The organism is Belliella aquatica (assembly GCF_014637795.1).
In the GTDB taxonomy this organism is placed as follows: Bacteria; Bacteroidota; Bacteroidia; order Cytophagales; family Cyclobacteriaceae; genus Belliella; species Belliella aquatica.
On sequence record NZ_BMFD01000012.1, the window covers coordinates 78,724 to 101,520 of the forward strand.

22 protein-coding genes, 1 tRNA gene and 1 riboswitch are annotated in these 22,797 nt (G+C 36.2%); of the genes, 12 read left to right on the forward strand and 11 right to left on the reverse strand.

Annotated elements, in window-relative coordinates; genetic code table 11:
- Nucleotides 1-12 precede the first annotated feature (12 nt).
- Nucleotides 13-1,401: a TolC family protein gene (locus tag IEV57_RS14855; RefSeq protein ID WP_229744527.1), complete on the reverse strand. Its 1,389-nt coding sequence runs from the start codon at nucleotides 1,399-1,401 to the stop codon at nucleotides 13-15.
- A 4-nt stretch (nucleotides 1,402-1,405) separates the two neighbouring features.
- A complete protein-coding gene (locus IEV57_RS14860; protein ID WP_188443834.1) occupies nucleotides 1,406-2,014 on the reverse strand; it encodes a TetR/AcrR family transcriptional regulator in 609 nt (202 codons plus the stop codon).
- Nucleotides 2,015-2,222: 208 nt separating this feature from the next.
- Between IEV57_RS14860 and IEV57_RS14865 the strand changes: the two genes are divergently transcribed.
- Nucleotides 2,223-3,032, forward strand: coding sequence for an alpha/beta fold hydrolase (locus IEV57_RS14865; protein WP_188443835.1), 810 nt, complete (start codon nucleotides 2,223-2,225; stop codon nucleotides 3,030-3,032).
- A 21-nt stretch (nucleotides 3,033-3,053) separates the two neighbouring features.
- Here the strand turns inward: IEV57_RS14865 and ung are convergent, their stop codons facing one another.
- Entirely contained in the window at nucleotides 3,054-3,716 is a 663-nt protein-coding gene (ung, locus tag IEV57_RS14870) for a uracil-DNA glycosylase (RefSeq protein ID WP_188443836.1), read from the reverse strand.
- A 74-nt stretch (nucleotides 3,717-3,790) separates the two neighbouring features.
- Here ung and apaG point away from each other — a divergent pair, with 74 nt between their 5' ends.
- Complete coding sequence (gene apaG / locus IEV57_RS14875; protein ID WP_188443837.1) at nucleotides 3,791-4,177, forward strand: Co2+/Mg2+ efflux facilitator ApaG/CorD; 387 nt, start codon at nucleotides 3,791-3,793, stop codon at nucleotides 4,175-4,177.
- 1 nt (nucleotide 4,178) lies between these two features.
- The gene (locus IEV57_RS14880; RefSeq protein ID WP_188443838.1) at nucleotides 4,179-4,958 is read left to right on the forward strand and encodes an O-methyltransferase; all 780 of its coding nucleotides are present in this window, start codon (nucleotides 4,179-4,181) and stop codon (nucleotides 4,956-4,958) included.
- Nucleotides 4,959-4,963: 5 nt separating this feature from the next.
- Here IEV57_RS14880 and IEV57_RS14885 read toward each other — a convergent pair whose 3' ends face one another.
- Nucleotides 4,964-5,551: a class I SAM-dependent methyltransferase gene (locus IEV57_RS14885; RefSeq protein WP_188443839.1), complete on the reverse strand. Its 588-nt coding sequence runs from the start codon at nucleotides 5,549-5,551 to the stop codon at nucleotides 4,964-4,966.
- Nucleotides 5,552-5,591: 40 nt separating this feature from the next.
- Here IEV57_RS14885 and IEV57_RS14890 point away from each other — a divergent pair, with 40 nt between their 5' ends.
- The 4 genes from IEV57_RS14890 (at nucleotide 5,592) to rplI (ending at nucleotide 7,743) form a co-directional block, all read left to right on the forward strand.
- Nucleotides 5,592-6,512, forward strand: coding sequence for a DUF8428 domain-containing protein (locus IEV57_RS14890; protein ID WP_188443840.1), 921 nt, complete (start codon nucleotides 5,592-5,594; stop codon nucleotides 6,510-6,512).
- Nucleotides 6,513-6,637: 125 nt separating this feature from the next.
- A complete protein-coding gene (gene rpsF / locus IEV57_RS14895) occupies nucleotides 6,638-7,009 on the forward strand; it encodes a 30S ribosomal protein S6 (protein WP_188443841.1) in 372 nt (123 codons plus the stop codon).
- Nucleotides 7,006-7,257: a 30S ribosomal protein S18 gene (gene rpsR / locus IEV57_RS14900; protein ID WP_014773610.1), complete on the forward strand. Its 252-nt coding sequence runs from the start codon at nucleotides 7,006-7,008 to the stop codon at nucleotides 7,255-7,257. The genes rpsF and rpsR overlap by 4 nt, the downstream gene beginning before the upstream one ends.
- Before the next feature lie 42 nt (nucleotides 7,258-7,299).
- On the forward strand, nucleotides 7,300-7,743 hold the full coding sequence (rplI, locus tag IEV57_RS14905; RefSeq protein WP_188443842.1) for a 50S ribosomal protein L9: 444 nt from the start codon (nucleotides 7,300-7,302) through the stop codon (nucleotides 7,741-7,743).
- A 55-nt stretch (nucleotides 7,744-7,798) separates the two neighbouring features.
- On the opposite strand, the gene IEV57_RS14910 is transcribed toward rplI, so the two are convergent.
- The gene (locus IEV57_RS14910; RefSeq protein WP_188443843.1) at nucleotides 7,799-8,047 is read right to left on the reverse strand and encodes a hypothetical protein; all 249 of its coding nucleotides are present in this window, start codon (nucleotides 8,045-8,047) and stop codon (nucleotides 7,799-7,801) included.
- Between the two features lie 228 nt (nucleotides 8,048-8,275).
- Here IEV57_RS14910 and trhA point away from each other — a divergent pair, with 228 nt between their 5' ends.
- Both trhA and IEV57_RS14920 read left to right on the forward strand, forming a co-directional pair.
- Nucleotides 8,276-8,914 carry a PAQR family membrane homeostasis protein TrhA gene (gene trhA / locus IEV57_RS14915; RefSeq protein ID WP_188443844.1) on the forward strand — a complete coding sequence of 213 codons (639 nt, stop codon included), beginning with the start codon at nucleotides 8,276-8,278 and terminating at the stop codon, nucleotides 8,912-8,914.
- Nucleotides 8,915-9,066: 152 nt separating this feature from the next.
- Nucleotides 9,067-9,139, forward strand: a tRNA-Gln gene (locus IEV57_RS14920).
- Nucleotides 9,140-9,193: 54 nt separating this feature from the next.
- Here IEV57_RS14920 and IEV57_RS14925 read toward each other — a convergent pair.
- Nucleotides 9,194-10,522 carry a Gfo/Idh/MocA family protein gene (locus tag IEV57_RS14925; RefSeq protein ID WP_188443845.1) on the reverse strand — a complete coding sequence of 443 codons (1,329 nt, stop codon included), beginning with the start codon at nucleotides 10,520-10,522 and terminating at the stop codon, nucleotides 9,194-9,196.
- 239 nt (nucleotides 10,523-10,761) lie between these two features.
- Here IEV57_RS14925 and IEV57_RS14930 point away from each other — a divergent pair, with 239 nt between their 5' ends.
- Complete coding sequence (locus IEV57_RS14930; protein WP_188443846.1) at nucleotides 10,762-11,919, forward strand: hypothetical protein; 1,158 nt, start codon at nucleotides 10,762-10,764, stop codon at nucleotides 11,917-11,919.
- A 37-nt stretch (nucleotides 11,920-11,956) separates the two neighbouring features.
- Here IEV57_RS14930 and tenA read toward each other — a convergent pair whose 3' ends face one another.
- From tenA to thiM, 4 genes are read right to left on the reverse strand one after another with little or no spacing between them, the layout of a single operon-like run.
- Nucleotides 11,957-12,613 (reverse strand): thiaminase II, encoded by a 657-nt coding sequence (tenA, locus tag IEV57_RS14935; RefSeq protein ID WP_188443847.1) that lies wholly within the window; start codon nucleotides 12,611-12,613, stop codon nucleotides 11,957-11,959.
- Nucleotides 12,600-13,424: a bifunctional hydroxymethylpyrimidine kinase/phosphomethylpyrimidine kinase gene (thiD, locus tag IEV57_RS14940; protein WP_188443848.1), complete on the reverse strand. Its 825-nt coding sequence runs from the start codon at nucleotides 13,422-13,424 to the stop codon at nucleotides 12,600-12,602. Before thiD ends, tenA begins: the two co-directional genes overlap by 14 nt.
- Nucleotides 13,421-14,071 carry a thiamine phosphate synthase gene (gene thiE / locus IEV57_RS14945; RefSeq protein ID WP_188443849.1) on the reverse strand — a complete coding sequence of 217 codons (651 nt, stop codon included), beginning with the start codon at nucleotides 14,069-14,071 and terminating at the stop codon, nucleotides 13,421-13,423. The genes thiD and thiE overlap by 4 nt, the downstream gene beginning before the upstream one ends.
- Entirely contained in the window at nucleotides 14,068-14,862 is a 795-nt protein-coding gene (thiM, locus tag IEV57_RS14950) for a hydroxyethylthiazole kinase (RefSeq protein WP_188443850.1), read from the reverse strand. Before thiM ends, thiE begins: the two co-directional genes overlap by 4 nt.
- A gap of 68 nt (nucleotides 14,863-14,930) precedes the next feature.
- Nucleotides 14,931-15,019, reverse strand: a riboswitch (TPP riboswitch).
- Between the two features lie 308 nt (nucleotides 15,020-15,327).
- Between thiM and IEV57_RS14955 the strand changes: the two genes are divergently transcribed.
- Together IEV57_RS14955 and IEV57_RS14960 are read left to right on the forward strand one after the other, a co-directional pair.
- Nucleotides 15,328-20,076: a chitobiase/beta-hexosaminidase C-terminal domain-containing protein gene (locus IEV57_RS14955; RefSeq protein WP_188443851.1), complete on the forward strand. Its 4,749-nt coding sequence runs from the start codon at nucleotides 15,328-15,330 to the stop codon at nucleotides 20,074-20,076.
- Between the two features lie 167 nt (nucleotides 20,077-20,243).
- Entirely contained in the window at nucleotides 20,244-21,386 is a 1,143-nt protein-coding gene (locus IEV57_RS14960) for a 1-acyl-sn-glycerol-3-phosphate acyltransferase (protein ID WP_188443852.1), read from the forward strand.
- Between the two features lie 19 nt (nucleotides 21,387-21,405).
- On the opposite strand, the gene IEV57_RS14965 is transcribed toward IEV57_RS14960, so the two are convergent.
- Nucleotides 21,406-22,623, reverse strand: a complete 1,218-nt coding sequence (locus IEV57_RS14965) for a GAF domain-containing sensor histidine kinase (RefSeq protein WP_188443853.1) — start codon at nucleotides 22,621-22,623, stop codon at nucleotides 21,406-21,408.
- Nucleotides 22,624-22,797: the final 174 nt, after the last annotated feature.

The window sequence follows — 22,797 nt, forward strand, 5'->3', positions numbered from 1 at the left end:
CTTGTTCTGATTTTATAAAATTCCTAATGCTTTTTCCAAATCTACTTTGGCTATCAATGCATCATATAGAGCTGAGAAGTAATTGGTTTCTGCTTCTTTCAAAGCGGAATCTGCTTCCACTACTTCCAAATTAGACCCCACACCTTCCTGATATTTAATTTTTGTCATTTCAAAAACTTCCAAAGCCAAGCCTCTATTCTCTTCTTGTACATTTAAGGTTCTTAAAGCATTTCGAAGGGTGATATTTGCCTGATACCTTTCCAATTCAATATTCTCTTCCAAATAATACTTTTGATTTTCGAGTTGCTTGATTTGAACTCTATTCTGTTGAACCTTATAACTTTTTCTTAATCCATCAAAAATTGGTATGTTCAGCCTAACTCCGGCAAACGAAGATGAAAACCATCTATCAGAATCTAAAACTGTTTCAAATCTTTGAGCACCAGTGACTCTCTGAAATGTACCAAAAGCAGATATATTAGGCATATATTGAACTTGATTATTTTTCAAATCCAACTTTGCCAAATCAAGATTTGTGTCCAGTTGATCAACTTCTACTCTCCTGTATCCATTATTACTCAGGAGTGATTCTAATTCGCTGACTGAATTGATATCAGAAATATTCTGATTAAGCACAACTTCTGTATTGATAGGCATACCCATTTGAACTTTCAAAAGCTGCATACTTATTTCCTCTGCTGCTTGAACTTTATCAAATTCTGACTGTAGATTATTTAATTGAACTTTTACTCTACTCACATCTAGTTTTTCTACAAAACCTTCCTCATATAAAGCCTCAGTTTCTTTTAGCAATTGTTTAATTCTATCAAGATTAGCTGAAACTAGTTCTTTTCTTTCTTTATTGATTAGGACAGTGAAAAAAGCTTTTTTGATAGACTCAATGATATCATTTTCGGTTTTTTCTTTGTCAAATTCAGTAAGTGATTTCAAGGTTTTAGCTGCCTTCAAACCAACAAAGTAAGAACCATTAAAAATCATTTGTTCAATGGAAACTGATAATGAAGATTGATAATTTACTGCAAATGGAATTACCGTAATGTCGTCAGGACTGTTCATCCCAGGATCAGATCCTCCATCACCATTTCCTCCACCAAGTGCCCCACCAGCTTCCGCAGGTAAAATAAGTAAAGGCGGTTGCAAGTTCTTTGTCATTTCAACCGTACTGTTGATCTGAGGGAGCCCAGTAGCTCTGTTTTCTCCAATTATGCCTTTTGAAATAAGGATTTCCAACTGAGCATTTTTAGCATCCACATTATTTTCTAGGGCATACTTGATACTTTCATCTAAAGTCAGCTGAATTACTTGCTGAGCCAAAGCAACTTGGCAAAACGAAAAGCTGAATAGCATCAAGAAAACCCCTTTTATGATTGATTTCTTCATAGTATTAATTTTGGCTGTTTTTCTTTTTTAAATAGGTTTCTTTTCCTTTTTCTGTAAAAATTCCATAAAGGAAATGTTCAAACATTTCTAAATGTAAATCTCCCATGTTGTATTTTGAAGGTGGAAATTTGATCGGGTCAAAAAGACTCATCATTTGCTCCATTCTCATCAAAGCAATAATTTCAGGGTCGATCTCAGGTCTGAAATATCCATCCTGTATACCTTTCTCCAATAAATTGACGATGTCTTGATAGATACATTTACTTTTGAAATCTTCAAATAATTGCCAACATTGAGGATAATAACGCTGAATCTCATTCATCACCAAAGGATTCATCTCACTAAATCGTTTTCGGATGTAAGTCGATAAACCAATCAAGTGTTCTATGATACCATCGTTGAGCTGTGGAAGGCGCTTCATCATCAATTCATCATCCTGAATTGCCGACTGAAAAGTTTCCAAAACCAAATGATTCTTATCAGTAAATTCCTGATAAATGGTTTTCTTTGAGACGCCTGCCAAACGAGCGATATCATCCATAGTAACTGACCTTATGCCATAATGCATAAATTGATCAATTGCCGTAGCGATAATTTTTTCTCTTGTCTCCAAATTTTTTCTAAATTTAGAACAAAACTCAGGAAACTATTTGAAAGTTCAAAGTTTCTTAAGTTTTTTACAAATATTTTCTTCCTCTAAGTGAGTAATTCAGGTATATTTTAAATATAAATATTTTAAAAATATGATTTAAAAAAAATATAATTCCGAAAACCTACATATAGTAATACAATCAATCGTTCTTATTAATAATTTTAAAATAATGATCTTTTTAGAAACCAGCTTTGGGAATTTAGCCTATCAAAAACATGGTAAGGGTAGCGATATCCACCTCTTATTTCACGGGTTTGGTCAAAACATGAAGGTGTACGATTCATTTTTATCCTTAAGGAAAGAAACTGATTCTTTTATCATATTTGATATATTCTATCATGGACAGAGCAGTTGGAAATCGGCAGAACACAAACTAAGCAAGGAAATATGGAAAGAAATTGTCCAAAAGCTGATGGAAAAAGAAGGATTTGAAAAATTCCATTTAATCGGCTACAGCATGGGTGGAAAATTTTCCTTGGCTACTTATGAATTATTCCCAGAGCATGTTCAGTCTCTTCTCCTTATGGCTCCTGATGGAATCAAAACTGGATTTTGGTATAACATGGCAACATTTCCTGGCATACTCAATCGGGTTTTCAAGCACGTAGTATTTCATCCAGAGCGATTTTTCAAAACAATGAAAGTCCTCAAGATTGTCGGTATTTTACAGAAAAGCTTGATCAAGTTCGTAAAATCTCAAATGAAAACCCGCACGATGCGAGCACAGGTCTATTTTACCTGGATAGTTTTCAAACCACTACAGCCCTCTATGGGCAAAATCATCAAATCTCTCAGAGAAAATCAAACCCCCATCACCTTAGTAACTGGTAAATTTGACAAAATGGTTACAACAGAAAATCTGAAGAAATTCTCTAGCAAAATCGAACACATTAAAATCGTGGAATTAGAAAGTGGACACAATACCTTGATTGAAGATACTGTGAATTACTTAGCAAAAGATTTTGATCATCATCAATAATGTTGCTTCTATCGTGTATTCTTACCAAATAATTTTGCTAAGCCCATTTTGCTCTAAATAATCATTCGCCAGCGTGAAATGTCCACAACCTATAAACCCTCGATGCGCAGAAAGTGGACTTGGATGTGGTGCATGAAGTTTCAAATGTTTGGATTCGTCGATAAATGCAGCTTTTTTCTGAGCATACGCTCCCCAAAGCATAAAAACGATATTGGATTTTTGTGAAGCAAGTCTTTGAATTACCGCATCTGTGAAATCCTCCCAGCCTTTTTTCTGATGAGACCCTGCTTCACTTGCTCGCACAGTCAATGTAGCATTCAATAGCAAAACACCTTGATCTGCCCAACGGGTAAGGTTTCCATTTGCAGGCATCGACTGATCTAAATCTCTGTTAATCTCCTTGAAAATATTCAGCAAACTTGGTGGAAAGGGCACTCCCTCTCTAACAGAGAAAGATAATCCATGGGCTTGTCCAGGTCCATGGTAAGGATCTTGACCTAAGATAACCACTTTGACCTTATCAAAAGGACAGTGCATAAAAGCATTGAAAATTTCTTTTCCTTTAGGATATATTTCCTGCGTAGAATATTCTTCTTTTATAAATTGAGTGAGTTGGGTAAAGTAAGGTTTGTCAAATTCTTCATTTAAAACAGACTTCCAGCTATGCTCTATTTTTACATCCATTATGTTAATTTTTCGTTGTGGTTTGATTAGAATCCTTTAGATTTGTTAGGTATAAATTCAAAATGAATTCAAATATGGTCAGTGCGATTACAGAAGGCGTCAAAGTGAGTGTGGAAGTTACTTATCAACCTGAATTTTCCAGCCCACATCAGCAACATTTTGTGTTTACTTACAAAGTAAATATAGAAAATAACAGTGCGCATACGATACAATTGATGCGAAGAAAGTGGGAAATTTTTGACGCAGGTGATGAATTCAAGATTGTGGAAGGTGATGGCGTAGTCGGACAGCAGCCAATTTTAGAACCAGGACAATCTCATCAATACATCTCAGGGTGCAATTTAAAATCAGGACTTGGGAAAATGCGTGGCTCTTACATTATGGAGAAAATCAAGGACGGAAAGATTTTTCAAGTTAACATTCCCGAGTTTCAAATGATCGCTCAAATATTCGATAATTGATTTGAAGAAAAGTATCTATCCACTCTTTTCTTATCTCAAATATTGGCTTCTCCAAGAAGACCAATACGCATTGCAATCACCTTTCATCTTCCGCATTTATACTAACCTTCTCTCATTTTTTTTAGCAAAAAAAACAGCAGATCTTGACTTAGAAGAAATTAGAAAAATGCTTCTAGAAGATCAGGAAATATTAAAAATTTCAGATCACGGAGCTGGTTCAAAAAAGCTAAAGAGTCATTTTAGAAAAACAGCTGAGGTAACGAAATTTAGTGCTACAGGCAGGAAATTCTCGCAGTTGTATCAATATTTCTGTTCACTGACACCCGCAGAAAACGTTTTGGAACTAGGGACATGCGTAGGAATAAACAGCAGATATTTAGCTAAAGCGACCATGGGAACACTCTATACTTTCGAAGGTGCAGAATCTTTATTCCAAAAGGCACAGGAATTCCCTGTTGAATCAAATACAAAATATATTTTTGGTAACATCAAGGATACACTGCCTAATGTTCTTCAACTATTTGAGAAAGTAGACTTCGCTTTGATTGATGCCACACACACTTATGCAGGTACCACTTCCTACTTCAATCATATCCTACCCTATCTTCACAAGGGAAGTATTGTGGCGATTGCGGACATTCATTGGTCGAAAGAAATGGATCAAGCATGGGAAGAAATCAAAAAACATCCTAAAATTCGATTGAGTATAGATTTCTATGAATGTGGTATTTTATTTTTTGATCAAGATATTGCTCAAGGTGAATATATCTTAAAAATCTAAAAACATCACTTCTTAATCAGCCTGATAAAAATCTCCGAATCTAGTCGTGGGGGAATTGAATTATAGCAAGCCTCCATAGTTTTGATATCAAACAAATCGGAAAAGTAAGTTCGATACTCCGCTATACTACCGCCAAAAGGAGGGCTATCATTTCCAAAATTCCTATTAAAAAGAACACCAGCAAGCTGACCATTTACCTCAAGCAGATCATGCATCTTGTCTGCATAATCTTGCCTAAGTATGATTGGAAGAGCACAGAAAAAAGTCTGTTCTATGATCAAATCATATTTTCCTTGATGATCAAAAAAGTTTTCATGATGAACATGATCTTTTGGGAAATCAGAATATTTCTCAAGAAAATTATTCAGCGGGACTTTGGAAATATCCAAAATATGCAAATTTTTGAATCCTGATTCAAAAGCATACGCAGCTTCATAAGCATTGCCTGCACCAGGGATCAAAACCTTCAAATCTTTGTTATCAATTTGGTCTAAAAATTGCTTAATGGGGAAAGTAACTTGCCCTACATCCCACCCGATTGAATTTTGATTATATCGAGAGGTCCAATATTGTTCGTTCAGTGAAAGAGTCATTATTATTTATTAATTTGGTAAAAATACAAGGATAAACACCATGAATACCAATTTTGAAAAGGAAAAATCAACTAATACTGAGAAAGGTAAAAACATTTTAATCATTGTTTTGATCATTCTTGTAATCATCAGCGGAATCAAGCTTTACTCAGATTCAGTAGATAGAAGCAAAAAAACTGAGGAAATCCTCTTACTTTCTGAGGAAAACAATGAAATCAATCAAAGGCTTGATTCAATAACTTTTCAGTTGGATTTGAGAATTCAGGAAATTGAAAAATTGGGTGGTGACATAAGTTCTCTCCAAGAAATAAGAGATCAATTAGTCTCAGAAAGAAATCTAGACAAGAAAAGATCAGCTGAGGAAATCGCAGTCTTGAATACAAAGATCAATTCTTATACAACTGTTTTGCAAGAAAAAGACCAAGAGATCGTCAGGTTAAGAGAGATAAATCAACAACTGTATGCAGAAAATGAAGATTTGAAATCTTCCCAAGCGGAGATAGAAGAAACTGTTGTGCAGTTGAACCTTAAGAGAGAAGAACTTGAAGAGAAAGTAAATATTGCTGCAAGATTAAAAGCAGAAAATGTGGTCATCGCAGCGGTCAATTCAAGAGGGAGAGAAAGAGAAGATGGTTTTAGAAACCGTCAGTTAGAACGATTAAAAATAACATTCAATCTGGCTGATAATAAGGTAGCCGAGAAAGGCCCTCGTAATATTTTTGTACAGATCATTGCTCCAAACAATCAACCCATCTTTGATATTGCGAGAGGTTCTGGGACATTTATGATAGATGGTCGAGAAGAATTTTACACTGTACATCAAGACATCCTGTTCGATAATACAAAGCAGACATTGACGTATTTTTATGAAAAAGGAAGTAAATATGTGGATGGCACTTATCAAGTAAGAATCTACGCTGATAATTATCAAATTGGGAGTGGAAGTTTTGAGGTCAAATAATTTAAGAATCTCTTCTTCCATTTCTAGCACAACACATTTTAATTTAAGCTAATAATTGTATAAAACAGATTATTACACTACTTTTGCGGTCTGTTTAAATAAAAATACATTAAACAATTAAAAAAATGTTCCAAAAAAATTATGAAACGGTATTCATACTAACTCCCGTTTTGTCTGATGTTCAGATGAAGGATACCGTAGACAAGTTTGTAAACTTGTTAAAAGAACAGGGGGCAGAAATCGTAAATGTCGAAAATTGGGGCCTCAAAAAGATGGCTTATGCAATTCAGAAGAAAAGCACCGGTTTTTACGTTTTGATCGAATTCAAAGCTGAGCCGACTTTAATTAAGAAGTTTGAGCTTGAAATCAGAAGAGACGAGAAGATTTTAAGATTCTTGACTACAGCATTCGATAAGCATTCTTTGGCTTACGCTGAGAAAAGAAGAAAAGGTGAATTTAACAAAAAAGCAGAAGCTAAGGAGGAGCAAGCCTCATGACATTAAGAAACGAACCAATCAATAGAGTAGAGAATAGAAAGAAATATTGCCGATTCAAAAAGAATGGCATCAAGTATATTGACTACAAAGATCCTAACTTCCTTTTGAAGTTTGTGAACGAGCAAGGTAAAATCCTTCCAAGAAGATTGACCGGTAACTCTGCGAAGTTCCAAAGAAAAGTGGCTAACGCTATCAAAAAAGCAAGACACTTGGCTTTATTGCCATTCGTAGCTGACGGATTGAAATAATCCAAGCCTGATCGATTATTTACAAATTAAAAATTTATCACAATGGAAGTTATCTTAAAAACAGACATAAAAGGTTTAGGTTACAAGAATGATCTTGTGGCAGTAAAACCTGGATATGGCAGAAACTACCTTATCCCACAGGGATTTGCAGTTTTGGCTACTCTATCCAACAAGAAAATACTTGCTGAAAACATCAAGCAAGCAGCTCACAAAGCTGAGAAAATCAAAACTGAAGCTGAAGGAATTTCTGCTAAATTGGCCAACCTTACTTTGGAAATCAAAGCTAAGATCGGTGAATCAGGTAAAATCTTCGGAAAAGTTACTACACTTCAAATTTCTGATGCTTTGGCTAGCCAAGGAATCGAAATTGACAGAAAGAAAATTTCTATCAATGTCCCTGTACAAACTGCAGGTGAATTCGAAGCTGAAGTAGATCTTCACAGAGAAGTAAAAAGCTCAGTAAAATTTGCTGTTGTTGCAGAATAAGCACAAGCAAAAGAAAAACAAAAAAAGCTTTCTCTATCGAGAAAGCTTTTTTTGTTTAATTCAACGCGATCTTTTCTAGATCTTCAATTAATTTCTTAGAAATAGCTCTAGCGTTTTCTTCACGTTTAGCTTTAAAAAGTGCTAATGCTTTTTGGCTTTTTTCAATGACACCTACAGGATTATTGTCATATTCATAGCTCTTCAAACACCAACTTAATTCAGCATAAAGCTTGTCATCAAGTTTCAATTTCTCCAGTTTTTCCAAAGTGCTGACCACTGTTTTTTCAAGATTTTTAACTGCCATTTTTGTAAATTTAATAGGGTTAAGAAATAATTTTCACAACAAAATAGTATAATATTTTTTGAAATAACAAAATTAACCTAGTTATGGTAACAATTATTTAATAAAGCAGGACATCATATCATGAATAAAATCTGATCATTTGAAGCTAGTTGGAAGCTTTAAATCCAAGGAAAAACAAAGAGGAATTGAGTTTCAGATCAAGAAAGTTATCTTTAAGAAAAAATCAAAATGGAAAGAAAGCAAACCCTTCAAGAAGAATTTGCCAATAGCATCAGTCACGGAATAGGTGTTTTGTTTAGTGTTGTCGCCATTTCCTTGCTCGTAACTTTTTCAGTTTTGAATGGTACTGCTATTCATATTGTCAGCTGTAGCATTTTTGGGGCCTCTATCCTACTTCTTTACACATTTTCTACTTTATACCATGCAGTCCAAGACCCTACTGTGAAGGCCTGGTTAAGGACTCTAGATCATATCGGAATATACATCTTAATCGCAGGAACATATACCCCTTTCCTTCTCCTTTCTGTACAAGGATTTTTAGGATGGCTTTTCTTTGGAATCATTTGGGGACTTACAGCCTTCGGAATAGTTTTTAAGATCTTTTATACTGATAGGTTCAAAAAAGCATCATTGATTTTGTATTTATCGATGGGATGGTTAGCGATTTTTATCATCCGTCCACTCTTAGATAACTTGAGCAATCCCATTCTCTTTTTGATAGCGGCTGGAGGATTAAGTTATACACTTGGTACTATTTTTTATACTAGACCGAAAATAAAGTATGCCCACACGATATGGCATTTGTTTGTATTGGGTGGAACAATCCTTCATTTTATTGCGATTATGTATTTAATTCAAGACTTATAAAGCCAATATAAATAAACAGTGTTTTTTTTCTGATTGAAATCTAGGTGATTAAGAAAAAGTACATAAAATCTTTATCTATTGACTTGCATAAAATAGAAAGTCCTCCTACATTTGTACCACCTTAAAGAAGAGCAATCAACTGCAAGTGAAATTGGCCGATGGTGTAACTGGCAACACGTCTGGTTTTGGTCCAGAAGAGTCCAGGTTCGAGCCCTGGTCGGCCAACATTAAAAATCCCAAACTGATTTTATAGGTTTGGGATTTTTGTTTTAACATCACTTATACTTTTGGCAATTTCCAACCATTGTGGTAGCTAGCTCCTAACAAATCATTGGCTTCAGACTTATTGAAAACTCCTTTATCCTGATCCCAGTAAATTTTCTCACCTGTCTTATATGCAATATTGCCCATGTGCGCATTGATTGCTGCTATACTGCCTGTTTCTACACCACACTTCAATAAAGAAGCATCATTTTTTGAAATTGATTCCACAAAATTCATTGTATGCAAATCCAATGCATTCCCTGTTGGTTTTACTCTTGACATTGCTTCCAGTTTAGGCTTATCTCCCTCCTTTTCAGAAATTATTTCCCAACCACCTCTATTAACCACAAGCGTTGCATTATTTCCTATAAAAGCAATGCCTTCATTATATCCATAATTTCCTCCATCTATTCCTGTAGCATGTTCCCAGAGCATATTGAATCCTTCATATTCATATATTGTCTGTAGGGTATCTGGCGTTTCTGAGGCATCATTGGGGTAAGCCAGTTTCCCTCCTGAAGCCATGATTGATTTTGGCGCAGACACACCCATTGCAAAAAGGGCAATATCTATTTCATGAACTCCCCAATCTGTCATCAAACCACCCGCATAATCCCAAAACCATCTGAAATTAAAATGAAAGCGATTTTCATTAAAGGAACGCTTTGGTGCTGGACCAAGCCACATATCATAATCCACTCCTTGGGGTACTGGAGAGTCTTGCTTTACTGGAACGGGCTTCATCCAGCCTTGATACGCCCAACACTTTACCAATCGGATATTACCCAATTGACCAGACTTGACAAAATCAATTGCCTCACTATACTGCGAACCACTTCTTTGCCATTGGCCCACTTGGACTAATTTACCATAGCGAGCTGTGGCATCTACCATCACTTTACATTCTTCTATTGAATTCGCTAAAGGCTTTTCAACATAGACATGTTTTCCAGCAGAGAGACTATCTACCAAGTTCAAACAATGCCAATGATCTGGAGTGCCAATAATGACTATATCAATGTCCTTATTCTCTAACATTTTTCTATAATCAGTGTATAATGTAGGTTTTCTATTTCTTTGCTTGACAACATCTTCTGCACGCTGATTCAAAACGTTTTGATCTATATCTGCAAGTGCGATGCAGTTTACTTGGGGCATTTTTAACATCGAGTTCATATTTGACCAGCCCATACCTTTACACCCGATCACCCCTACATTTATCTGATCATTCGCTCCGATTTTTTGTGTGGTTCTAAAAAACTGTTCCGCTGTTACTACATTAGACATCGTAATTCCTGCTGTTGCTAAGAGGCTGTTTTGTAAAAATCTTCTTCTTGAATTCATAGGTCATTTTGGTTTTTTTGAGATTTGTTAAGTTTTCAAATGAAATATATTGAGATCGCAAGCATTTCATTCGTTAAGTGTTAAATATACGCTTTAAAAAATAAATGAAAAATCCATTTCCTATCCCTGTCTAAAATTAATGAATAATCAAATACCCTTTTTAAAACTTAACGGAAAAACACAGGATTAAACTTTTTTTAAAACTATTTTATTAAGAAATTTCAAAAAAAATCTATGCTATGAAAAACTTGTATGCCTTATTGATAATATTAACAATGATTTCCTGTGGTGGAAGTGGTGAAAATAAAACACTCTCTGGAGAACTGAGTTATGAATTAGTAAAAGTTGACTCTTTCACCGTAGAAAATCTAACTAAAGTAAGAATCACTGATTACAGCGAATCAGAAAACATTTTTTTAGGATACAGCGAAGCTGAAAATGATGTATTAGAAATTTCTCCAAAAGGAGAAATTCTCAAGAGAGTAAACTTAAGCGGAGAGGGGCCTGAAAAACTAGGAAACTGGGTTCCCCTGGGCTTGAGTTTTGGACCTGATGACAAAAGAGTTTTTCAACTTCCTTTTCAGCTGGTGACATACAATAAGGATTACAAACAGCTTGAAAACATAAGAATCCAATCTCCCCTACCAGTCAGAACAAACTCACCATTAGGTAAAACGGCATATTTCATAGAAAATGGCAATCCTCGTTATTTGGTAGGGCCTACCACTTTCCTTTCTGCACATCTACTTATTTACAATGAAGAAGGGCGAGATACTTTACAAAATTTCTCCTTACTCTATCCTGAATCAGGTCAGATGAAATCTATTATTCCATACGAGGAAGACTCTTACTATAAAAAAACTGAAAATATCTACACTGATTTAATGAACAAATCATTTTTCATTGATCAGAAAAATTTGATTCTTCTTCAAGGTTTATCAGAGACAATACAAATTTATGATCTTTCGGATTTCTCACTTATAAAAAATATTCCAATAACACATGCTGAATTCTTAAAATACGATCCAGTTCCAGTTGGGACCGCATTTGATGATCCCAGAACAAAGCAATTGTCTTCCATGGCTGGTAGAAATCAAAGGATATTTCAATTGAGCGAAGATTATTGGTTGATTAGATATTATCAGGGAGTTACAAATGCTGAATTTGAAGCTAGAGATTCAGAAGAAGAGCCATTTCGATATGCAGATGCAACAGATAAAATCAAGCTTCTTGTAATCAAAAATGGTGAGCAAGTTTCATCAGAATTAAGCGTTCCCGAAGGAGTCATGCTGTTTTCACTAGGGAAAAATAAAATCTTAATTCAAGAAAATGCTAGTATAGAAATAGAAGAAGAATTTACTAAGTACTCCATTTATGAATTCAAGGAAGTGAATTGAGCGTCCAGTGAAATATAGGAAGTGGGCAATCAATTTATCAGATTGCCCACTTTTCTTGTTTATAAGCAGAATCCCAAAACATCCATTCTAACTTCGTCGCCATCTCAAAAGCATCATGCATTTGAGCCTTCAATGAATCACTTGCTTTCGCTGCCAAATCATCTGCAACATTGATTGCTTGATTTACAGAGTTGGCAAAATCTTCACCTGCATAAGTGTCGATCCAATTTTTGTATGGGTTTAAATTTTCAGCTTCCTGTTGAGAATAAATATGATCTCCAACCTTTTTGTAAATCCAAAAACAAGGTAAAACTGCTGCAACTGCAACTTCTACATTTGAAAAGGCAGCTTGAGAAAGTAAATAATTAGTGTATAGCAGACAGGTCGGAGAAGGTTGGACTTCTTCAGGAATCCCCAAAGTCTTGAAATACCCTTCATGCAATGCCCGCTCAACAACGATTGCCCCCGAAGCAAATTGAGAAAAGGCAAGAACTTGATCTAAATCGTTTAACCTTCCAGAAATTGTGCTCAATGCTTTTCCAAATTCCCCCAAATAATAAGCATCTTGAGCCATGTAAAATTTGAATTTTTCTTTGTTCAAATTTCCATTACTCAACTCCTGATTGAAAGGCAATTTTAAGATCTGATTATAAATGGGATTTGCTCTTTCCCAAGTTTGTTCACTCCATTTCATTGATAATTTGTTTTTGAGGATCGTAAAAATGATTTAATGGCCCATTTCCTTTGCCTGTTTTGACTGTTTTCCCATTTAAAATGGCCTGATAAATATAATTTCTTGCTTTGGTTACAGCCTCTTCTAATTCATGTCCTTTTGCTAATTCAGCTGCAATGGCGGCAGAAAGGGAGCAACCGGTTCCATGTACATTTGAAGATTGGATTTTCTCACTCTCAAAAACCCGCTCCTTCCCGTCAGAGAAGACGAGCAAATCTTGGATCATTTCAGTTTGTAGATGACCTCCTTTAATTAAGACGGCGTTTGGGATAAATTTTTGAAGATAAGCTGCTGCTTTTTTCATTTCCTCAAGGGTATGAATCTCGAAGCCACAAAGAATTTCAGTTTCATCCAAGTTTGGAGTTAATAAGGTAGTGATCGGAAACAACTTTTCTTTGATGACTTCGATGGTCTCTTCCCTAATCAGTCGGTCACCTGAAGTAGCTACCATTACAGGGTCGAATACAATGGGGATAGCTAAACCTTTTAACTTCTCAACCAAGCAATCTACCACCTCAGGACGATCAATCATACCTATTTTAATCGCTTTAGGCATAATATCTTCTAATATTGCATCAAGCTGTGCAGCAATATGAGAGACTGGAATACTATGAATATCCCTTACTCCTTGCGTATTCTGTGCTGTAGTCGCTGTAATCACTGTCATACCATAGCAACCCAAAGCAGAAAAGGTCTTTAAATCCGCTTGTATTCCTGCTCCTCCACTGCTGTCAGAACCTGCAATACTCAATACTGGGATATAAGTTTTCATCTATTTTTAAGTTTAAGCCCTTTTTCAATTTCCATTCTAAATGCCTCAGCTGCCTTTGCCGGCTGTTGCTCACTACAAATCCCTGACACCACCGCCAAACAATCCGCCCCCGCTGCAATGACATCAGCAGCATTTTGGATCTTGATGTTTCCAATAGCTACTAACTTCTTAGAACTGATTTTTTGAAGTTCTTGTAATCCATTCAAGCCCCATTCAGTACGTGTGTCTGTCTTTGTTGGAGTTGAGAAAACTGGACTTACACCATAGTACCAAGCCAATTCAGATTCCAAAGTCTGAATATCGGATAGTTGTTCTATCGACAAGCCTATTGGAAAATCTTTGCCCAAAACTTCTTTGGCTTTAGAAATTGCTAAGTCAGATTGACCCACATGAAGTCCTGCCACTCCAACATTTTTGGCTACTTGAGCACTATCATTGATAATAAGGGGAACATGATAGCGGTCACAAATGATTTTGAGTCGCTCTGCTTTTCTTATAAAAGCAAATTCATTTAATTCCTTTTCTCTAAGTTGTACGATATCAACACCACCTTTTAATGCCTCTTCCACAACCCAAAAAAAATCTCTTTCTAGGCAAGCGAGTTGATCTGTAACCAAATAAAGGCGATATGGGAAATCATCAATCATAAATAAGAAACTAGAACTCTTTTCTCAAGTTCTGTATCCGTCAGATTGTATAAAGCATCGTAAAAATACAGCTGTAGCGTACCCGGTCCAATTGCTACGTCTGCGGCCAAGTCTCCTGCTACTCCCATTACTGCCATAGCTGTCAATGTTTCCAAAAACGGATCTTTTCCAAGTCCAGCAAATGCACCAACTATTGCGGAAGCGGTACAACCCATCCCAGTGACTTTTGCCATCATCGGGCTTCCGTTGGAAATTGTAGCGACTTTGTCATGATGAATAACATAATCTTTCGCTCCAGAAATACAAACGACTGCTCCAGTTTCTTTGGAGAGTTGAATTCCTGCTTGCAAGGCCTCATCGGAAGAATTGCTACTATCCACTCCTTTACTTTGAATATTTACACTTGCCAAGGACATGATTTCAGAAGCATTCCCTCTGATGATTGTAGGTTTCTTTTCTAAAAGTTCAGAAAGCACTTCATTGCGATAAGGTGTGGCCCCAGCCCCTACTGGATCAAGCACCCAAGGTTTGTTTTGTAAGTTGGCTTGCTCAGCTGCTATAAGCATACTTTCCGCCCAATATTCATCGAGTGTCCCTATATTGATTACAAGTGAACTGATGATTCGAACCATGTCCGCTTGTTCAGGCTGTGCATGTGACATGATCGGCGATGCACCAATTGCGAGCAAAGCATTGGCAGTATTATTCATCACCACATAATTGGTAATGCTTTGAACCAAAGTAGGATTTGACTTAAAATCTTGAAATGTACGAATTACGGAATCCTTCATGATTATTAATTTAAATGAAAAAACTTTAGGAGTCCATAAAAGACGAAGAATAGCGCTTTCAAGAGGCAATTAAAAGCGACACTTTTTCTTTCGCCGGCATTATCCGGTTCAAGTTCAAAGGGTATAATCTCAGCCATTGGCACCCCTAAAGTTTACATCTGCTAAAGTAAGCGTTTATGTATTTTCAAAAAAGTATAATTAAAATAATTTCAAATTATCATTTTTCACATGTAATCAGAATTGATGATTAACACATCATTTTAAGGGATAAAGACCTAAAAATCTGAAATAAAGGGTCAAAAGAAATAGAATAATCCTAAAAATATTCCCAATATAATTTCAGTGTCAACAAATTTTAATCATTTAATAACAATAAAATTCGGTTTAAACGGCTATAAACGCTTAATTTTAACAGCATTTTATATACAATAAAATGCAATACTTAAATCATCAAAATCACACTAAATGAAACACTATTTACGCAATGCATTAATGTTTGCTATGTTGATGTGCTGGAGCATAGTATCGCTTCAAGCACAGACAGAAGTTATAGCAGGCTGGACATTCGGAACGGTTACAGGTGAAGAATCACTTTTGGCCGACCAAGGGAATTTCAATAATGTTGGAATTCAACAATTATCTTTAACAAATACCAATACTATAACTTTTGTAGGGGGTTCACCAGGCAGAGCCGCTACAGCTACAGGATGGAATAATTTTGATATCGAAAGATTTTGGCTTGTTTCCGTAAATACCATAGGCTTTGAAAGCTTGACACTTTCTTCGAAGCAGCAAAGTTCAAATACTGGCCCTAGAGATTTCAAGGCACAATACAGTTTGGATGGCAGCTCATGGACAGATATTCCAGGAGCAGATATAACTACCGCAAACAACTTTACTACTGGGGTTTTAAATAAAATTTCATTACCACAGGCTGCAAATAATAACGCTTCCGTTTTTATTCGTTGGTTTAATACCTCAAGCACGTCGGTGGGTGATGCTACAATCGCTTCTACTGGAACCAGTAGAATTGATGAAATCTTTATTGAGGGTTTAGCATTAGGTGAACCTCTTGACCCAACAGCAACTCCAATCATCAGCCCTAGTGGTGGAATTTACGAGGAGGTTCAATCCGTTACCATAACTAGTGAAACTGAAGGAGCAAATATCTATTACACTTTAGATGGAAGTGTCCCTAATTTAGGTAGTACGCTTTATACAGGAACGATATCGATTGAAGAAAGCGCAGTTTTATCTGCAATTGCTTTTGCAGATGGATTTGCTGTAAGTGAAGCAGCTTCTGCTGAATTCACAATCAACTTACCTGCAGTTCCTGCTTCAAGAATTCCTTATATTCAGAATTTTGAAAATTTTGTAAGTCTAAGCAATCCTGTTTCAACTTTTGGAGTTGATGGAGAATGGACTTTTGAAGGATCTGTAAGAAACTACAATGGACTTTTTGATTCTGGAACAGCAGGCGGATTTAGAGGTGGAGATGTTTTAGGATATCAACATAGTGGAACATCAGGTGTTCTAAATGCAACCTTAACTTTAGAAAACACAACTGGCTTCCCAATATCTGATTTAGAAATATCTTATTTAGGAAAAGTAGGAAGAGCTGATCAAACGAGATTCCCTGAATGGACCGTAACTATAAATGGTACTGAATATCCTGAATTAAGTTACAGCACAGCATCAGGAGTGGATCAGACAGTATCAGCTATTGTTTCTGATTTGAATATTCTTCCTGGAGAATTAGTGATTATTTCTTGGTCATCAGACAGAGGTTTTAATGCTGGTGGAGCAAGTAGACAGATTGGGATTACAGATTTGAGTGTAACAATTCCAGAGATCCTTGAACCAGTAGAATTTGTGAACTGGGACTTTACTGGCGCTCCTGGAAATCAAGCCACCACAACGGGAACAGCGCTTGTTCAGGGAGTGTTTGCTAAGGACTTCGCAAGGGGCTCAGGAATAAACCCTGCCAATGCGATGAACTCTATCAGCTCAAATGGTTGGAATGCTGGAGAAGACAGATACTTTACATTTGGTTTTAATGTGGCTGGTGATAAACTTATTGATTTAACTCAGCTTCAAATTGGTTCAACTTCATCTGGAACAGGACCAAGAGATTTGGCTTTGGTTTATAGCGGTGACGGGTTCACTTCAAGATTAGCCGAGTGGGAACACACGGGTTCTTTTGTAAATCAAGTCATTGACTTATCTGGCTTACAAAACCTATCTGGTGATATAGAATTTAGAATAATCAGTACAAGTGATGTTTCTGCAAGCGGAGGAACAATAGGGTCAGGAGGAACTTTAAGAGTTACCAACTTCTTCCCAGGTACTTTACCAGTAACCTTCATAGGAATTGTAAAAGAAGCCGATGGTGTCATTATCCCAGGATTGACAACTGATCCAACTTCCCTAGAGTTTGGTTCTGTAAGCAAAAGCGATGATGCTCCGGTTCTTTCTTACACACTTTCGGCTGTGAATCTAGAAAATGGTGTAACGGTTTCTGCAACTGCTCCTTACGCTGTATCAAAAGATGGAACTACTTTCTCTCCTTCTATTGAATTTACATTAGAAGAAATGGCATCTGCACAAACTGTATTTGTGCAACTAGATAATAGTGCAGAGGGCAACTTCAATGGGACTATTTCAAACACAACGGATGGTGCCACACCTGTATCTGTAAATGTCACAAGTTCAGTATTTGACCCATTCAATATCACAGAGAACTTCAACAATATCTGCCAAGCTAATCTTGGGGGAATTGGAGGTTCATGGTCAACATTTAGCGTAGCAGGTGATCAGGTATGGTCATGTACTAACTTTGGTAGAGCAGGCACCACTCCTACTGCATCTGCGCCTTTTGGAGTTCAAATCAGCGGATTTTCAGGTGGGGCTGTACTGAATGAAGATTGGTTGATCTCAGCTCCTTATGACCTGACAGGATTCAATATTCCATTGATGACTTTCTGGAGTAGAGTGGCTTTTGAAGGACCAAGATTGAAGTTATTGATTTCAACTGACTACACTAATGGCAATCCTAATGATGCCTCTTGGACAGAATTGAGTGATCGCTTTGCAACAGCCAATGAATGGACATTCTCAGGTCAAGTTGATCTAACTCCATATTTGAATGAAACTGTAAGGATTGCTTTCGTTTATGCTTCTTCTCCAGAAACAGGAGCTGCAAGATGGACATTAGATGACTTTGCTTTGTTTAGCTCTGATGTACCAGCAGAACCTTTCTTTACAAATAATATCGGAAATGTAGATTACTGGCATTTTGGAATTGTACCAGTTGGAGAAACTTCTACTGAGACGAGAACATTCAATTTCGGATTATCTAATCCTGCCGCTGATTTGACAATCACTGGAGGAGATGGTTTTGAATTCTCAAAAGATGGAAGCGCATTCAGCCCTTCTTTAACTTATTCACCAATTGAATTGACTGGTCAGAAAACTGTAACAGTGAGATTTGCTCCTACTTCAGAAGGTGCTTTTGCAGCACCAATCAATTTCGAGAGCGGAGATATCAATATCACAAGAGGTTATTTGACTGGTGCCACTGTCAACAAGGATGAAACCTTTGATGTAGTCAATTGGAATATTGAATGGTTTGGTTCTACCAATTCAGGTCAAGGGCCAACCAATGTGAATTTACAACTTGAAAATGTGAAAAAGGTAATCGAAGATTTGGATGCTGATGTATATGCATTCCAGGAAATCACCTCTTTAGCCAAATTCACAGAATTGGCAGATGCACTTCCTGGCTACGGAATGGCAGTTTCTCCTGCCACTTCTGCAGGTGGAGAATTTGCTGAAGAAGCACAGAAACTCACCTATTTATTCAAACTCGCGACAGTAGATACAATTCAGACAAGGGTGTTATTGAAAGGTGTTGAGACTTCAGATTTGATTGGTTATCCTTCTTCCCCTGACAGATTCTGGGCTTCTGGAAGATTACCATATTTGATGGATATCAAAACGAATATCAATGGTGTTCAGCAAAATATCACTTTGGTCAATGTACACACGAGATCGAACGGTGGTGGTGAAAGTGCTTCTAACCCGAGATATGCAATGAGAAAATATGATGTCAATGTATTGAAGGATTCATTAGACATGTATTACAGTGATGTCAATTTGATCCTGCTAGGAGATTTCAATGATGACTTGGACGAAACTGTAGCGAATCAAACTGCTGCAACTGTCAACACGACTGAGACTTCATTTATCAACTACATCAACGATACAGAAAATTACAATCCTATCACAATCAGCTTGAGTAATGCAGGTTTGAGAACCTTCCCTACTTTCGAAAATGTGATCGATCATCAAATCATTTCTACTGAATTGGTTGAAAACTGGATTGTCAATTCCGAAAGAATCGTAGCTCCATACGGATTGATAGCAAACTATGATAATACTACCTCGGATCACCTTCCGGTAGAAAGTAGATTCATTTTCAAATGTGATCTTGAACAAGCTCAGGTTATCGCCTCAGAAAATGAAGTTTGTGCTGGTTCTAATAGTATTGATTTTGAATTAGTCGGAGGAAGATTCGATAGTATTGTAGGTTGGGAAATATCTACAGATGAAGGTGCTTCTTGGACCTTGATCGAAGGAACAGCGGAATTGAGTGAAATAACTGTAGAGAACCTTGAATCCGCATCTTTAGTGAGAGCTATAATTGATTCCAACATCTGCGAACCAATTGCAACAGAAGCTGTAGCGATCACAGTTAAATCCTTACCAACACCATTCATAGCCTTCGAAAGCGGGAAGTTGTTCACTTTGGAAGGAGACTACTCTTATCAGTGGTTCAAAAATGGTGTCTTGGTTGCTATTTCAACAATCAATGAAACGAGAATTCAAGGAGCTGGAATTTATACAGTCTTGATTACGGATACGGACGGCTGTTCTTCATTATCTGAAGAATATGCATTCCCAACCATCAAGGCTTCTAATAAAACCAAGGTTTTCCCTAACCCAACTTCAAGAATCGTAAATGTAGAATTGAGACGTACTGAAGGGCTTCAAAACGTAGAACTGCGTACGGCTAACGGCCTCTTAATTGAATCTATAATATCTACAGGAGAATTAGTACAATTTGATGTATCTTCTTTAGCAAAAGGTGTTTACTTGATTATGATTACTGATAGAAATGGAATTACTACGGTCGAAAGATTAATTGTAAGATAAAATTTCAGACAAATATTTTGATAAAGCCAATCCTGATAGGGTTGGCTTTATTTTTTTTATAGGATCATCAAAATGGTTTTTTGAGTTTATATCTTACCGTAGAACCTTTTTTCGAACTTACATTTCGTCATTTTTTTGTTTCTTTGTGGAGCACTAAATTGAAAAGTATGTCACCCTTTGAAGATATAAGACCTTTTTACGATACAGAAGTCAATGATGCATTAAAAGAAATCATCCAACATCCTATGTTGAAAGCCATGATGAATTTCACTTTTCCAGATGCTACAGATGATTATTGGAGAGACTTGATGCTTCATTGTCATTCTATTAGAGATTTTCAAATCAACTTTATATATCCCGCAGTTCAAAAAGTGTTAGAGAAAAGCTCTGAAGGTTTAAGCACCTCTGGATTTGAAAAGTTGGAGAAAAATGTTTCCTACCTCTTTATTTCAAATCACAGAGATATTATATTAGATACTTCCTTACTCAATGCTTGTTTGTACGAGTATGGCCTTTCAATGACCACAACTGCCATTGGCGATAATTTGGTTAAAAAACCATTTCTAAAATCACTCTCAAAACTTACTAGAAGCTTTACCATCAAAAGAGGACTCCCTGCAAGAGAGTTGTTAGAAAGCTCTAAAGTCACCTCTGCTTACATCAAAAATTCCATTTTAAGAGAAAATAGATCTGTCTGGATCGCACAGCGGGAAGGAAGAACAAAAGATGGAAATGACGAGACACATAAAGGAGTCTTAAAGATGATCTCTATGGCAGCAGGAGACGAAAATATCATTGATTATTTTAAAAGAATCAACATTGTTCCGATTTCTATTTCTTATGAATATGATCCTACGGACGTCCTGAAAATGCCTGAATTGCTTGCCAAAGCAAAATCAGAAACCTATGTTAAAGGTGAGAATGAAGATTTCATGACTTTGTTAAATGGAATCATAGGACAGAAAAAGAGAATTCATATTCATGTCGGAAACCTCCTCAATGACGAGATTCAAAATATTGCAGATCAGGAAAACAATCCAAATAAACAATTCCAAGCTATCGCTGACTTATTGGATAGGAATATTCTTGCTGGTTATAAATTATGGCCAACAAATTACATAGCACATGATTTACTTTATGGAGATAATGAATATAAGGATCATTATACAGCAGAAGAAAAAACGATTTTTGAAAGTCGGTTTAAAAAGGGTGTAGATTTGAATGATCCGATGGCCGTAAAAAGTTATCTCGCCATGTACGCAAATCCTGTAAACAATCAAAAAAGAGTATTGAAGGAAGTCAAAAATTGACTTCCTTCAAATTTCAAATTTAAACTGGTAATCTAACCGTAAATTTTGTCCCCTGATTTTGGTCAGAATCTATTGATATAGACCCATTGATTTTATCAATTAGATGCTTTACAAGTGTTAATCCAAACCCAAAACCTTTCTCTCCACCCGTTCCTAAAGTTGAATTTGCATTCCCATTTAATATTTCGTCAATCTTTTCAACCGACATACCAACTCCTGTATCATTCACTATTATAATTAATTCCTTATCGGTTTCATTTTCTTGAAGGTCAAGAGCAACATTTACAGCACCTTCATCTGGGGTAAATTTAATCGCATTAGAAACCAAATTACCTACAATTTGAAGGAGTTTGTTTTTGGGGAATGGAACCTGATCTTTTCCATCATTATTAGTAACAGTAAACTTTACATTTTTCTGAACAGCCTGAACACTATACATATCAAGAAGCTTTTCCTTTAAAGTTTCGAGGCTAAATTCAACAGCATGATTTATCTGAACTTTATTAGACTCAGCTTTTGAATAATCCTGAGACAATATTTCATCCGCCAATTCCAAAACAGAACTTCCGCTTCGTTGAATTAAGTTGATAAATTCAAGAACTTCGTCTAGTTGGTTTTTATTCCCTTGATCTTGAATAACCTTTGCTAAACCAATAATTCCACCAATCGGTCCTCTAATATCGTGTGCTACTTTCTTCTGATTCTCCTTGATCTCATTCATTTTCCCTTTGAGATCTTGAACAGCTTTAAGAATTTTGAATCGATTGACGATTTCGTCTGCAATAATCCGCAAAAGTTCTACTTTCTCTTGAGATAAAGATTTTACTTCTGTATCCAAAACACACAGTGCTCCCAGATTATTACCCTCAGGAGTCGTCAGTGGTACTCCAAAATAATACCTCAAATTTGGGTCGTCTTTGACAAAGAATTTATCCAAAAATCGCTCATCTTTTGATAAATCTTTTATTTCAAAATCTTCATTCCCCATGATGGTATATTGACAGACAGAGTCTTCGCGTGGTATCTGCATGGTGGGAAATCCATGGGCAGAAACAGACCATTGTGTAAAAGAATCAATCAGATTTATCAGTGAAATTTCCGTCCCCGCCACTTTAGCAGCTAGTTTGGTAAGGTCTTTAAACTGTTTGTCTAAATCTGTATAGTCGAAATCAAAATCACTCAATTGGAGTAATCTTTCAAATTCATTTTCAGGAATTGGGTTCTGTAAAGCTTTCATTTTTTGGTAATTTTCAACACAAATAACAGTAATTTTTTAATAAAAAAACTGTTATAATCAACTTATTTTAAGGGTTTTAAAAACAATACACATTTCAAAATTTGAAGTGCAAATATGTTTGTACAAACGTTTTGTGAGAATAAATTTAAATTAATTCATTTCTCATGATTTGTT